Source organism: Clostridium sp. AM42-4 (assembly GCF_003480105.1).
In the GTDB taxonomy this organism is placed as follows: Bacteria; Bacillota; Clostridia; order Lachnospirales; family Lachnospiraceae; genus Brotaphodocola.
The window spans coordinates 304,205-318,675 of record NZ_QUIK01000001.1; the positions used below are offsets into that span (position 1 = coordinate 304,205).

Annotated in this window: 12 protein-coding genes; all 12 read right to left on the reverse strand. The window is 49.9% G+C overall.

Annotation, left to right across the window (positions count from 1 at the left end; translation table 11 throughout):
- Position 1: 1 nt before the first annotated feature.
- The 12 genes from DW922_RS01265 to DW922_RS01320 all read right to left on the reverse strand — a co-directional run bounded on the left by DW922_RS01265 (position 2) and on the right by DW922_RS01320 (position 14,297).
- The gene (locus DW922_RS01265) at positions 2-1,024 is read right to left on the reverse strand and encodes a dipeptide ABC transporter ATP-binding protein (RefSeq protein WP_118719941.1); all 1,023 of its coding nucleotides are present in this window, start codon (positions 1,022-1,024) and stop codon (positions 2-4) included.
- Positions 1,024-2,010 carry an ABC transporter ATP-binding protein gene (locus tag DW922_RS01270; protein ID WP_118725551.1) on the reverse strand — a complete coding sequence of 329 codons (987 nt, stop codon included), beginning with the start codon at positions 2,008-2,010 and terminating at the stop codon, positions 1,024-1,026. Before DW922_RS01270 ends, DW922_RS01265 begins: the two co-directional genes overlap by 1 nt.
- Before the next feature lie 12 nt (positions 2,011-2,022).
- Positions 2,023-2,940 carry an ABC transporter permease gene (locus DW922_RS01275; RefSeq protein WP_118725552.1) on the reverse strand — a complete coding sequence of 306 codons (918 nt, stop codon included), beginning with the start codon at positions 2,938-2,940 and terminating at the stop codon, positions 2,023-2,025.
- Positions 2,941-2,943: 3 nt separating this feature from the next.
- Complete coding sequence (locus DW922_RS01280; protein WP_118725553.1) at positions 2,944-3,876, reverse strand: ABC transporter permease; 933 nt, start codon at positions 3,874-3,876, stop codon at positions 2,944-2,946.
- A gap of 88 nt (positions 3,877-3,964) precedes the next feature.
- Positions 3,965-5,581: an ABC transporter substrate-binding protein gene (locus DW922_RS01285; protein WP_118725554.1), complete on the reverse strand. Its 1,617-nt coding sequence runs from the start codon at positions 5,579-5,581 to the stop codon at positions 3,965-3,967.
- Positions 5,582-6,023: 442 nt separating this feature from the next.
- Positions 6,024-6,146, reverse strand: coding sequence for a hypothetical protein (locus DW922_RS18270; RefSeq protein WP_279220306.1), 123 nt, complete (start codon positions 6,144-6,146; stop codon positions 6,024-6,026).
- 118 nt (positions 6,147-6,264) lie between these two features.
- Positions 6,265-7,440 carry an ATP-binding protein gene (locus DW922_RS01295; protein WP_118719951.1) on the reverse strand — a complete coding sequence of 392 codons (1,176 nt, stop codon included), beginning with the start codon at positions 7,438-7,440 and terminating at the stop codon, positions 6,265-6,267.
- A gap of 131 nt (positions 7,441-7,571) precedes the next feature.
- Positions 7,572-8,387, reverse strand: a complete 816-nt coding sequence (locus DW922_RS01300) for a hypothetical protein (protein ID WP_118725556.1) — start codon at positions 8,385-8,387, stop codon at positions 7,572-7,574.
- A complete protein-coding gene (locus tag DW922_RS01305; RefSeq protein ID WP_118719955.1) occupies positions 8,387-9,013 on the reverse strand; it encodes a cytidylate kinase-like family protein in 627 nt (208 codons plus the stop codon). Before DW922_RS01305 ends, DW922_RS01300 begins: the two co-directional genes overlap by 1 nt.
- A gap of 46 nt (positions 9,014-9,059) precedes the next feature.
- On the reverse strand, positions 9,060-11,120 hold the full coding sequence (locus tag DW922_RS01310; RefSeq protein ID WP_118725557.1) for a hypothetical protein: 2,061 nt from the start codon (positions 11,118-11,120) through the stop codon (positions 9,060-9,062).
- Positions 11,121-11,141: 21 nt separating this feature from the next.
- Positions 11,142-13,400, reverse strand: coding sequence for an MMPL family transporter (locus DW922_RS01315; RefSeq protein ID WP_347560244.1), 2,259 nt, complete (start codon positions 13,398-13,400; stop codon positions 11,142-11,144).
- A 39-nt stretch (positions 13,401-13,439) separates the two neighbouring features.
- On the reverse strand, positions 13,440-14,297 hold the full coding sequence (locus DW922_RS01320; RefSeq protein WP_118725558.1) for a hypothetical protein: 858 nt from the start codon (positions 14,295-14,297) through the stop codon (positions 13,440-13,442).
- Between the last annotated feature and the right edge of the window lie 174 nt (positions 14,298-14,471).

Consider the following 14,471-nt stretch of genomic DNA (forward strand, 5'->3'; position numbering starts at 1 on the left):
ATTATTTTTCTTCTGTAGTTCCGTTCTGTGCACAGGCTCCATTGCAAAAATGGCAGGCGCACAGATGACCTCCTCCGATGTCCCTAAGCTCCGGCTTCTGTGTGGAACAGATTTCCTGAGCCATGAAACAGCGGGTATGGAAGATACATCCAGACGGTGGGTTTGCCGGGCTCGGCAGATCGCCCTGGAGAATGATCTTCTTTCTCTTGGAATGGCGCTCCGGTACCGGAATTGCAGACAGCAGCGCCTGGGTGTACGGATGGGAGGGGTTCGCAAACAGCTCTTTCTTGTCCGCCAGCTCTACCACATGTCCCAGATACATAACCATGACACGGTCTGAAATATGCTTGATAACGCTTAAGTTGTGGGAAATGAAGATATATGCCATTCCCATGGATTCCTGCAGCTGGCGCAGCAGATTCAGTACCTGAGACTGGATGGAAACATCCAGTGCGGATACCGGCTCATCACAGACTACCAGAGACGGGTTAAGCACGATCGCGCGGGCAATACCGATTCTCTGACGCTGTCCGCCGGAGAACTCGTGAGGATAGCGGTTGTAGTATTTGGTGTTCAGTCCTACGACCTCCATCACCTTTAACACCTGTGCCCGGGTCTCCTCCTGGGTCTTATAGCGTTTCTGAATATTTAACGGCTCGGCAATGATCTCGCCGATGGTCATTCTCGGATTTAAGGATGCGTACGGATCCTGGAAAATGATCTGCATATCTGCGCGCATTTTCCGCAGTTCCTGACCGCTTGCCTTGGCGAAATCCTTTCCTTTGTAGAAGATCTCGCCGGAGGTCGGCTCGATCAGACGGAGCACAGAGCGGCCCATGGTAGACTTACCGCAGCCGGACTCACCAACCACACCCAGGGTTTCTTTCGGATTCAGGGTAAAGGATACATCGTCCACCGCCTTGATCCATGACTTATCTTTCTGGAAGAAGGAAGATTTTCCCGCAAACAGTTTCCGCAGGTTCCGGACCTCCAGAAGCGGGGTCTTTTCATTTACTTCACTCATCAGATGTTCTCCTCCCACTCCTTCGTATATTTAAAACAGCGCACCATGCGGCCCTCGGCCTCGACTAACTCCGGCATCTTCTGACGGCAGATCTCGCGGGCCTGCGGACATCTCGGGCAGAACGCACAGCCGGCCGGCATGTCATCAAAGCTTGGCACCATACCCTTGATAACACTCAGTTCTTTGGTGTCGTCATCATCCAGCTTCGGAATGCACTTCATCAGTCCGTCCGTATACGGATGCATCGGCTTATCAAAGATCTGGTCGCAGCTTGCGTGCTCAACGACCTTACCTGCATACATAACCATAACATCATCCGCAACCTCTGCGATAACACCCAGGTCGTGGGTAATCATCATAACGGAAGTTCCGGTCTTTTCTTTTAACTCATTGATGAGGTCCAGGATCTGCGCCTGAATGGTTACGTCCAGCGCAGTAGTCGGCTCATCACAGATCAGCATAGCCGGATTACAGCAGAGTGCCATGGCAATCATGACACGCTGACGCATACCGCCGGAAAGCTGATGCGGGTACTCATCGAAGCGGCGCTCTGCAAGCGGGATCTTAACCAGCTTTAACATCTCAATGGCGCGGGCTTTTGCTTCCTGCTTGGTCATCTTCTCATGAAGGAGCAGTGCCTCGATCAGCTGCTGTCCAATGGTATAAACCGGATTTAAGGATGTCATCGGCTCCTGGAAGATCATGGCAATCTTCTTGCCGCGGATGCTGCGCATCTGAGCCTCTGTCATCTTTAAGAGATCTTCCCCCTCAAACAGGATCTCACCGCCCTCGATCTTACCGGGACGCTCTACCAGACCCATGATCGATAAGGAAGTGATACTTTTTCCGCAGCCGGACTCACCTACAATGCCGAGGGTCTTACCCTTTTCCACATTGAAGGAAACATCGTTAACCGCTTTCACAAGTCCGGCCTCAGTATGAAAGTAGGTCTTTAAATTTTTTACCTGTAAAATATTCTCTGCCATCTCTCATACCTCCTAACTTCTCAGCTTCGGATCCAGTGCATCTCGTAAACCGTCACCGAAGATATTGAATGCAATAACTGTGATCATGATCGCCACACCAGGCATGATGCTATATACCGGGCGGTAGCTGATAAAGGTCTGTGCCGCACTGATCATATTGCCCCATGACGGAGTCGGCGGCTGGATACCGATGCCCAAAAAGCTTAAGGATGCCTCATACATGATTGCGTTCGGGATACCAAGGGTAACCAGGACGATAATGGTGGACAGACAGTTCGGAACCAGTTCCTTCATAATGATCCAGTAGGTAGATGCTCCGCAGGCACGGGCTGCCTCTACGTATTCTTTTTCTTTTAACTGCATGACAGAACCGCGGATCATACGCGCGGTGCGGACCCAGGTCAGAAGGCCCAGGGCGATAAACAGGTTCAGGACACCCTTACCCATGAAGGTCATGATCGCCATAGCGAAGATCAGATCCGGGAATGCCTGGAAGATCTCCATGACACGGGAGATCAGGCTGTCGATCCAGCCGCCGTAGTAACCGGCCAGGGAACCTAAGGTTACGCCTACGATAGAAGCAATGATCTGTGCCACGATACCGATACTGATGGATACTCTGGAACCGTAGATGATACGGGATAAGATGTCGCGGCCGAATTCATCGGTTCCGAACGGATGTGCCTTGCACGGTCCGCCAAGCACAGCGCTGTAATCCTGATAAGTCGGATCGTACGGTGCGATGATCGGAGCGAAGATTGCCATCAGTGCCAGCAGGATCAGTACACATGCGCAGAACATTGCCATTTTGTTCTTCTTTAAACGGCGCAGGCTGTCTCCGTAGAAGCTGGAATACTGCATGCCGTTTTCCATAACATCCTGCTCAAACTGTTTCTGTTTATTAAAAAATCCAAGTAATTTCTTAGCCATCTCTTATGCTGCTCCTTTCCCGTAGCGGATTCGCGGATCCAGAAATGCATAGGAAACATCAACGATCAGGTTTACAACAACGAATACAAATGCGATGTACATAACTGTGCCCTCCAGAAGCGGAAGATCACGGTTGGACATGGCATCTACTGCCAGCTTACCGATTCCCGGAATGGAGAATACCTTTTCGATCAGCATGGAACCTGTCAGCATGTAACCAAAATCGGTACCTACGAGAGTTACGATCGGGATCATGGCATTTTTCAGGGCGTGCTTCAAGATAACGGCCCAGCGCATGGCACCCTTTGCCTTCGCGGTACGGATGTAATCCTGTCCCAGTACTTCCAGCATACTGGTTCTGGTGATTCGTGCAATATTTCCTGCGTAACGCGCACCCAGCGCAAGACTCGGAAGTATGTAAGATGCCGGCGTATCGAATCCTGAGATCGGCAGAATGTTCAGCTTTAAGCCGAAAAGGATCTGCAGGATGATCGCTACCCAGAATGCCGGTGCAGATACACCGATGATAGAAAGTACCATAACAACGGTATCGATGCCTTTTCCTCTCTTGACTGCTGCAAAGATTCCGCACGGAATACCAATAACAGAAGCAAAGATAAAGGACATGCATGCCAGCTTTACGGTTACTTTAAAGCAGCGGATCAGCGCATCGGTAACAACCTCCTTGGTGAAATAGGAGGTACCAAAATCCAGATGGATGGCGCCTTTTATAAAATTCAGATACTGTACATAGTATGGCAGATCCAGACCGAGCTCCTTGCGCACTTTCGCAATGGTCTCCGGATCTGCACGCTTCTCCAGCATCAGGGCAACCGGGTCACCCGGTACCACCTGAAGCAGAACAAACGTGATCAAGCTAATGCCCAGAAGAACAAAGATCGTCTGGAGCAGACGTTTTCCTGTGTATGAAAGCATTTTATTTTCTCCTACATGCGAACAGAGGAACTGCCAAAATGCGCAGCCCCTCTGTTTCTCTAAACATTTTTAATTGTTGCCGCAATAATTACTGAATATCAGCATTCTTCCAGAACATACGGAAGGTCGCATCCATCTCAAATCCGGTGATATGCGGATTTAACAGATAGAACTTGGTCTCATTGTAGAGAGGAGTGGTTGCCCAGTCTTCTCTGGTCATGATATGCTCTGCTTTTTTGTAGATTTCCTGACGCTCTGCCTCATCGGTGGTTGCAATACCCTCATCCATGAGTTTATCGAACTCGGCATTGTGCCAAAAGCTGGAGTTGGTGTCAGTCTTGGTCATCGGGTACAGCATGCTCTCCGGATCAGAGTAATCTACATACCAGTTGGAAATACCGCAGTCAACACCGCCGTTCTTCTTCATATCGGACCATGCCGCAGAGTCAACCTGTTCAACCTCTACATTGATGCCTGCTGCCTTTGCCTGCTGCTGGAATGCGGTTGCGATTGCTACGTTGCCCTGATATTTGGTGTTTACGGTTACACGAAGGTCAATGCCATTCGGATATCCTGCCTCTGCAAGAAGGGATTTTGCCTGCTCCGGATTGTACTCGAACTCCGGAAGGCTGTCATCATGACCGATGATACCAGCTGGAATGTAAGAGGTCGGAACGGTTGCAGTGCCGTGAAGGATGCTATCGCAGATAGCCTTACGGTCGATGGAAAGCGCAATGGCCTCTCTTACCTTCGGATCGTCATAGGTCTTGCTGTTTACAGTCAGGCTGTAGCAGCCAGTCGGCTGGAAGCCATGCATCTGATCTTTCAGATCCGGGTTGCTGGAGTATACCGGGTAGATGGACGGATCAACATCTACATAGTCTACATTGCCCTTCTGATACTCAAGGACCTGGGTGTTAACATCCTCGATGAACTTGTAGTCCAGACCGGACAGTGCAACTGCGCCGCCATGGTAATCATCGAAACGGGAAAGGGTTGCGCCGACACCGCTCTGGTAGCTGTCAAGCTTGAATGCACCGGTACCGATCAGGGTGGTCATACCCCAGTTATCGCCAGCTGCCTCACATGCCTCCTGCGGATAGATTGCGCAGTATGCGGTAGACAGAACGGAAAGGAACGGTGCGTACGGTTTCTTTAACTGAATGGTAAAGTGGGTATCGTCCTGAACCTCGATACCGGACAGCTCATCTGCGGTACCGGCGCTCATCTCGTCGTAACCAACCACATTCTCAAGCAGGGTTGCCATCTTTGCCATTTTGATCAGACGCTCGTAAGAATACTTAACATCGGAAGCCTTCAGAGTCGTTCCATCATGGAATTTTACATCCGGAAGCAACTCAAAGCTGTAGGTCATGTTGTCATCGGAGATGGTCGGCATAGCTGCCAGAAGAGTTGGCTCCAGTCCATTCTCAGTGGTGGTCAGCAGAGACTCCGTAATGTTGTCGGTAATTTTCATTACAATGCTGTAGGTATACTGCTGCGGATCCAGTGCTACCTGCGGATCTACTGCTGCAATGCGTACAACCTTGTCACCACTTTCCGTGGTTGCTGCTTCGGTGCTCTCGCCTGCTGCTGCAGAAGTTTCTGCTGCGGAAGTGCTTGCGGAATTGTTAGAACCACCGCATGCAGTGAGGGACGCTGCAAGCACACAGCTCAGAACAATTCCTGCCAGTGTCTTTTTCATGTTTGTTTCCTTCTTTCCTCGTTTTCGCTTTATGCTTCTTTTGTGATACCGAATTCTATGATGAGTTTCAGATTTCCCAGCCGAAACCGCTGTCCGGACACCGTGACAAAAAAGGGACGTATACCGAGACCAATCTTTCTCCGATAATACGTCCCTGATTTTTTGCAATATCCGGTTTGACAATTTTTTATATCATCTGCCACATTAATTCGGTAAAATCTTAAAGCTATGGTCATTATAACGATGTATTTATGTAAATGCAAGAGGGAATTTTAATTTCCACTCATTTCTTATATGTTTTCCGTGTGATACGGTCGTTTTCTCTTTTTGTCCGCGTGTCACGGTCATTCTTCCATCGTTGATAGACAGTTTGTCAGGATCACTTTGGATCATGGCAGAAAAAAAGAATCCGAAATAGTCCGGATTCTTTTCTCTGTACAGCTTATTCTTCGTCATCTTCCTCTGCCACAATGGCACCGATGGTGCCTAACATACTGGTTACCACTGCTACAACAACAAACAATACCAGCAGCAGAATACAACCAAGAAAAATCATAATATCCATTTGTAAACGCCTCCCGTTCTTTATTTTACCTTCCTGCACAATGCTTTTGTAATAACCTGCCCACACTCATAATTATCCCAAGTATAACACAGGTCATACCGCAAGTAAAGAGGACCGTTTAATCGTCTGCAGCGTCTGAGCAGCACGGTTTTGCAGTCTCCGGTTCCCGGTCATAGGTATCCAGAAAATGATGGCGCACGCCGCCCTGCTTGTAGGCTACGACCGTATCCAGATTGACATTCTCCACGCTTTTAAAGATATTGCTCTCCACGAACGGATTCTTCTCTTTTAAGGTTCGGATCAGCTCCTTGACTTCCACGCGTTTGGACTGGTTTTCCTCATTATTGCAGGTGGTGCAGGTGTCGGTGAACTTGCAGGCACACTGGATGAAATGCAGGTTGTTATAATCTCTCCACGCCTTGATATCATCCTCGCGTACCAGATACAGCGGGCGGATGAGCTCCATGCCCTCGAAGTTGGTACTGTGGAGCTTCGGCATCATGGTCTGAACCTGGGCGCCGTAAAGCATTCCCATAAGGATTGTCTCAATAACGTCGTCGTAGTGGTGTCCCAATGCGATCTTATTGCAGCCCAGCTGCTTTGCAAAGGTATAAAGGTGTCCGCGGCGCATACGAGCGCACAGATAGCACGGAGATTTTTCGATGGTGTAGACTGCATCGAAGATATCCGACTCGAAAATCTCAATCGGAATCTTTAACTTTCTGGCATTCTCTTCGATGACCTGGCGATTCTCCGGACTGTAGCCCGGATCCATAACCAGGAATTTCACCTCAAACGGGAACTTGTTGTGTTTCTTTAATTCCTGGAACAGCTTGGCCATCAGCATGGAATCTTTTCCTCCTGAGATACAGACCGCAATGCGGTCTCCCTCCTTCACCAGCTCATACTGGTTGATGGCTTTTGCAAATTTGCTGAAAATGTTCTTGTGAAATTTTTTGCGCAGACTCTTCTCGACAGAGTCGCAGATCTCATCCGCCTCCTGTTTTTTTATCTCAGCCATAAGCCAGGCAAGGTAACCGCCCTTTAAGCTGACTGCGTCATAGCCCTGTCCGCAGAGCATATCCGCCACATCACGGCTCACGCGTCCACGACTGCAGCAGATGATGAGCTTTTTCTCCTTTTCTTCCGGCGGATTTTCCTCCAGTTCTTCCGCAGAACTGGCAATGGCGCCCCTGATGGCACCGTGGTTGATCTCCTCCGTACTGCGGATATCGTAAAGCACATAGGTGTCCGGAGAAAGGGCGTTAAATTCTTCTATGGTAAGTTCGTTCATATTCTACTCCTGTTTTGTTGCTAAGTTGCAAAAACAGACGCCTGCGCCTGCAGCCGTCTGCTTTCTTTGTTGCGCACATTCATCATACAGGAAACGCACGCAAAACTCAATATCCTATTTGCAATCCGGTTTTACTCGGTCCCGGCACTTACCACATCCGATCCGTTTTCCTCGTTTTCCGCTGCGGCCACTGTCCATATCTCCGAGGTCACCCACTCGCTCTTATTATGGCTGCTCTGGCGCACAGTACGGACACGGAATTGGTATTCGCCCGGTTCGATCATCTGGGAAGAAAAATCGTAGTGGTTCTTGTATACCGAACGCATGATGCCGGTGTCGATGCCGTTTCTGACCAGCTGAATCTGATAGTAACGGGCGGATTTCTCCGTATTCCAGGATGCCGTGCCCGGATGAGCGCTGTCCCAGCCGAAGCCGGCAGACGAAGATGCCGCATTCTGCGCCAGAGAAATGGCGGAACGATTATCAAGCTTTGACTTCTTATCGTAAATTAGCTTTACCCGCAGCGTCAGCATTGTGTTTTTTTCCGAGCGCTTTGCGCTGACAAACTGAACCTTGTCATAGCGGTTCTTTGACGAAGCTGCCAGGTTTAAGCGGAACGCATCAGAAGAAGCACTGGCAAAATACCACTGATCTTCATCTGCCACTGCCAGAGTCACTTCTATCTCCGGCGGATTGCTGTCACTGAAATCATCGGAATCCTCGTTTACAACCTCTGTATCACTGATGTAATAGCGGTCTGTATTCGCGCCATCCACAGTAACAGAATAAGAATTTCCATCCACACCAATGCCGAGGTCAGAATCAAACACAAGATCCATTTTGCCGACCTTACGCTTATCCGATGCCGCATAGCTGGTGCAGACCGCTCCCACAGATAAGATGAGCGCGGCCATGCTTAGCAGCAGCCGTTTTGTTGTCTGTTTCATCACGCTTTTGCATCTCCTTCCTGCTTCCGTTCATAAAGACTGCAGATCAGATCCACACAGGTGTCCAGGCCAAGCTCCGCACTGTTTAAGGTAACATCATAGCTGGCACCGGCACCCCAGCGTTTCCCGGTATAGCATTCATAGTAATTCCGGCGACTCTTGTCAGTCTTTTTGATCAGCGTAATGGCCTCATCCCGGGTGATCCTGCGTCTTTCCATAAGACACGCGATCCGGACATTCATGTCTGCATAGATAAATACGGAAGTCACGCCCGGCTGCTCCCGCAGCACATAATCGGCACAGCGGCCAATGAACACACAGGACTCCTTCTCTGCCAGCTGCCGGATGACCTCCGACTGCAGGTTAAATACCATGTCATTGATGGCAATGCCTCTTCCGGTCTTATCATTCTGCATCTGACGCGGCACAGAGTAAAGAAATGGATTCGGCCGCTTCTCCTCCGCTTCCGCAAGAATATCCTGATCCAGTTCTCCGTAATTGCAGGCCATCTCGATCAGCTGCCTGTCATAGCATTGGATTCCAAGGCGTTTTGCCACCTCCATGCCAATCTCACTGCCGCCGCTTCCGATCTGACGGCCTATGGTTATGATTCGGTTTCCTTTCATATGCTTCTAAACCCCCTGTCCATTTTTCCTTTTATCTACAGCTTTTCTATCTGTTCCGGAAGATTTCCACAAATGCTTTCCACATCTTCACGATCACGATCCAGATCCGGCGCAGCGGGCTCTGGCTTGCTGCCTCAGTCTCCGCATCCAGAACCTCCTCATCATCATCCAGGCTGATCTCTGCGGTGCGCAGGATGATCTGCACGGATTCCGGCTCCTGATTCTCATCGGATGTGAAGGATACCTTCTCCGCCTTCGGATCCATGTTCAGAAAACGGGTATCTCCGTCTAAGTCATCCCATTCCTTATCGATGGCCTCCTTCATGGTCACGCCTGCATGGCGGATGGAAGCGGTGCTGTCCAGCACGCTTAAGCTCTTATCCAGAAGCTCCAGGGTACCGCGGATGCTGTCGCGGGTGGCAGCGTCCAGATTGTCACTGCTGCTCTTTAAGGTATTCTGCACGATGGCTGCCGTGCTCAGGCTCGTGTTCAGTGCCTCGGTGGTCCGGTTCATCAGTTCCTCGGAGTCATCCAGTGTTGCCTGCAGATCCGGGTAGTAGCTGTCCATGGAATCGTACAGAGCCGCGGTGTCCTCGGTAAGCATCTCCAGGCTGTCGGTCAGCTCAGAGGAATATTTGGCTGCATCTGCCACATCGCCCAAAAGACCGGAAAGCTCAGAAGCCAGTTTGCTGCTGGCTGCGGACAATTTCTCCAGTGCTGCCTTCTTCGTCATCAGAGTCTGCAGCAGCTCCGGCTGGTTCAGGGTGATGCCGCCTGCCACACCAGATACATTGCCGGTGCTTCCGGCATTGCTCGGGGAGGCAGCACGGTCATCGTAAAGATCGACCTCCCAGTCTTCATCCATATAATAGTCATCATCCACATTCTGAAGGCTGACACCCATGGTTCCAAGAGCCGTTACATAAGCCTGCTCGCTGGCCTGCAGCGTTGCGTCCAGCGCAATGATCTGCTGCATCAGCTGATTCAGCGGAGAAACCTGACCGGACATATCTTCCGCCCCACTCTTGATTCCCTTCAGTGCACTGTGCAGCTTATTTAACGGATCCTGCATCTCGCGCACCGTGTTTACGATATCGCCCAGGCTGTCATGCGCTACATCTGCCGCCTCTTTGGCGGTCTCGATATGCGGGATCATCGCTTCCAGCTGATCCGAGACAGCGATTAAGGTCTCAAGCGCACGGTCATTGCCTGCCAGAATACTGTCTTTTGAACCACTCCAGGTCTGTCTTGCGCTCTCCGCAGAGTTCATGCCGTTCTGTAAAGAATGGATGCCGTCCCGCATGGCCTCAACAGACAAAGCCATCTGCTGCATGCTGTCGTGCATCTGATCACCGCTCTCTTTCCAGGTATCCTTTGCCTCCTTTAAGTCGGTCACGTGCTCTAAATCACTGCCGGTTAACGGAGTCATGGCCATGAACACGCCGCTGGTCTCAAAGCTGTCGGTGCCGATGCGGACGGTGAAGTCTCCATCCTCACCCGGAAGCGCCGTAAACACAACGGCGCTGTTGCCGCCGATGGTCTGCTTCTGAGCGCCGTCTGCTTCCAGGCTGTAACAGTCATTGGTATCCACCATAACTGCTACAGCCAGAACAAAGTTGTTCTTATAATATTCATTCACATCCGCGCTGTCGTTAAACTTCGCGTCAATGTGGATCTCAATGAGTCCGGAAGCGCCTGCCAGCTCGTCTGCGTTTTTCGGCACACCGTTCAGCTTATAGGAAACATCAAAATTCCATGGGAGTGCCACCTTCTTCGCATCCAGCTCACCTTTATAATAAAAGCGTCCCCTGTAATCCGGCGACACGTTCCAGGTTACCTTGTTTCCCTCAATGACCGGCTCCGTATAATCGGACATATTGGTCACCGCTGTGTAATTGCCATAATCGGTGAACGTGGTCTGGCCATTCAGATCACAGCCCTTCACCACATTGACCCGGTCTACGTTTCCATAGTAATCCAGGTTTACATACATATTTTCATCCACAGCCACAGATGCCTGGCCGGCAAGCACCGGCAGAACCGTGCCGGTACATGCCATAACTGCCGCCAGCCCCATGACACCCAGTCTCTGATATCTTTTCTTCATGACATTCTCCTCCTGCTGCCCTTATTTCTCTTTCCTGTGTTCTTCCAGCTTCGTCCGGATCTGCTCTGCCCGCTCATGGAACTGCTGCCTTCTGGTCACATAGCGCTCGCGGATTCTTCTTCTGGAGCCTTTCCATTTTTTCTCAATGACCAGTCCGTCGGTCAGCACCAGAAGTGCCGGAAGCAGCGTCAGTACCAGGATCAGACTCAGGAAGCCTCCTCGTCCGATCAGATGTCCCAGATCTCCAATGGCCGCCGTCGTAGAAATCAGATATACAATATATCCTGCCAGGGTGATAATGCCGCCGGATGTAAAAATAGAGGAACAGGACCGGGTCACCGCCTCAATGCAGGCCTCCTTCTTCGAAAGTGTTGCACGCTTCGCGATATAATTGTTGGTAAGCAGGATTGAATAGTCTACCGTCGCACCCATCTGGATACTGCTGACAATAATGTAGCCCATGTAGATCATATCCACGCCCTGCACATACGGAACCGCCATGTTGATGAAGATGGCAACTTCAATCGGGATCATGACCACGATCGGGATCATCACTGACTTAAAGCTGAAGGCTACAACCAGGAATACGCCCAGCAGTGTCAGCAGATTTACCCGGGCGTTATCGTCCGTAATTGTTTCCTTTATATCCTGGGTAGACGGTGTCTCTCCGACCACGTACGAATGCTCCGGATAATATTTCTTCATGAGATCCCGGATCTGATCCGTATATTCGAAGGATTTGTCACTCTCGCCCTTGGTTCTTATGTATAAAAGCATCCGTGCCGTGTCCTTCGTGTGAAGCTGGCTGACGGTAGAATCCGGAAGGAAATCCTCCGGTATGCCCTCCGGCAGTGTGTTGGCCATGGAAGTTACACTCTTTACATATGGAAGATCTTCCAGTTCATCGGACAGCCTCTTTTCTGCCACCGGGTCCGTGTTCGGATAGATCAGAAGCATCATGTTGCTTCGGCCGAACTTTGCGGTGATCTCCTGGTCATCCGCATATACCTGAGTTCCCGGAGCACCGCCCACAGCGCTGTTTCCGTACTGAAAATTGTTCATCTGCTGAGCCACATAAGCAGGCGGGGTAATGAGAAGCACTGCCGCCAGAACCAGATAACGGATGCGGTACACGCCCCTTCCAAGCCTTGTAAAGTCCGGAAAGAAGGAACGGTGCTTGGTCTTATCATTCCATCTGGTAAATTTCAGGATCATGGCCGGCATGAACAGTACCACCGTCAGCAGACTGAATATGATACCCTTTGCCAGAACCAGTCCCATATCAAAGCCAATGTTGAATTTCATGGTAACTAACGCCAGAAAGCCGACTACGGTAGTCAGGCTGCTGGCAAAAATGGAGTTGATCGCTTCCTCAACTGCCTTGACGATTGCTTCCTCCTCCGAAAGTCCGGTATCACGCCAGTTCATGTAGGCATCCAGCAGGAAAATGGAATAGTCCATGGAGGTTGCCAGCTGTAAAATGATGGCTACATTATCGGTCAGAAAGGAAATCGTACCGATGAATATATTGGTTCCCTTATTCAAAAGCACTGCCACACCCATAACCAGCAAAAACAGGATCGGCTCTGTCCATGCAGTGGTCGCCAGACAAAGTACCACAAAAATCATGATGACCGCGACCACCAGGATCTTGTTCATCTCCTCATGGGTAGTCTGGATCAGGGATTTGTTCTGCACTGCCATACCGACATAGCAGCCCTTGTCTCCGGTGATGGCTTTCATCTCATCGATAGCTGTCTCGGTCTTCGGGGAATCTGATTCCTCATCAAAAGTGATATCCATAACCGCACAGCGGTCTTTGTAGTAGTCTTTGATATCATCCATATTGATGAAATCTTCTCCTGCATAGACATTGACCGTGGTGTCGCACCAGAGGACCTGATCCACACCGTCAATGGCCTGGATCTTATCTTTATATTGCTTCGCCTCGTACAGGCTTACATCCTTTAGCATCAGCCGGGCTGTTCCCGGATATCCAAACTCCTTCTTCATCACATCCAGTCCCATGCTGGACTGGGCCGTGGAAGGAACATATTTTGTCAGATCGTAGTTTACATTCACAAACAGCATGGCTACCGCACTGAAAATACAGCCCGCAATGAACAGCGACTCGATCCAGGCACGCTTTTCAATGATAAAACGCGCCAGGCGAATGGTAAAGCCGGTATCCTCCGTGCCTTTCTTCTGCTGCTCTTCCATTCCCCTTTTGTGGGGCAGATGCGCTTTCAATTTCTCTTTCAGAGATTTTTTGTCTTTCATATCTGATCTCTGCTCCTCTTTCCCTTTTTCTTTTCATTTCTACCGCATCAGGATCACCATAAAATAGTGTTCTCCGTCTTTCTCCGCATGTGCCATGCCGATACGCCGGTAATACTCCAGGGAATCTTTCCGTTTTCCGCTGGAATCGTATTTGTCCTGAGTCTTGCCGATGAGCTTGTCAAAGGCGTCATCCGCATCCTCCCGCCCCCGCAGGTAAAGTTCTCGGCAGCTGGAATTTTTCCGGTAGGAAATTTTTTCCAGGTAATTCTTTAAGGTTCCCTCACCGGGAATCGCATCACCGCTGTAGCCATTGACCAGAGCCGCTTCCAGACGGTAAGCTGCTGCCTGATTCAGCTTTTCATCCATGAGGAATCCGGCATAACGGTCGTACTGCGTCTTTTCATCACCACTGTAGTCTTCTTCCCGGTCCGGGTATTCCTCAAAATACAGATTCCGCTTCTCGTCATTTAGTTGATCGAACAAGAACTGTGTTTTCTCATCGTAACAGAACACCGGATAAGCACCGCCGCCGGTATTCGGTACCCACTGGGCAGTCTTTAAAGAGCCGTTCCAGTTAAATTTATAAAGGGCATTGTCAAACTGGAGATCCTGCCGGTTCCTGCTTCCGTCTGGCAGGAGATAATACCAGTCGTTCCCCTCCTTTACCCAGTTTGCGCGAGCCGTTTCTGTTTCTTCTGAATCGATTACTGTTGTCGTTCCATATACAGACGCCGGCTTTGTCTCTGCCACAGCACCACTTCCTGCCTCAATGGTAGAAGCAGCCGCCAGCACCGGCACCGGGTAAGACAGCAGCATAAGTCCTGCCGCCAAAAATGCGACACCTATAGGAGTCGTTAAGAACCCCTTGTTTTTGTGCAATTTATCTCGATAATCCATAGAAACCTCCTGAATTCCGCTTCATTTTCTTGCATTATTATCTATGTATATGTTAAAATACACAAGTATCAGTTTTATTTGGAATGTTCATAATGAAACACCTTTTTTAGATTTGTCCAGAATTATACATTATGAACCCATTCTGTTTTTCATGCGCAAATTCATCAATCACGG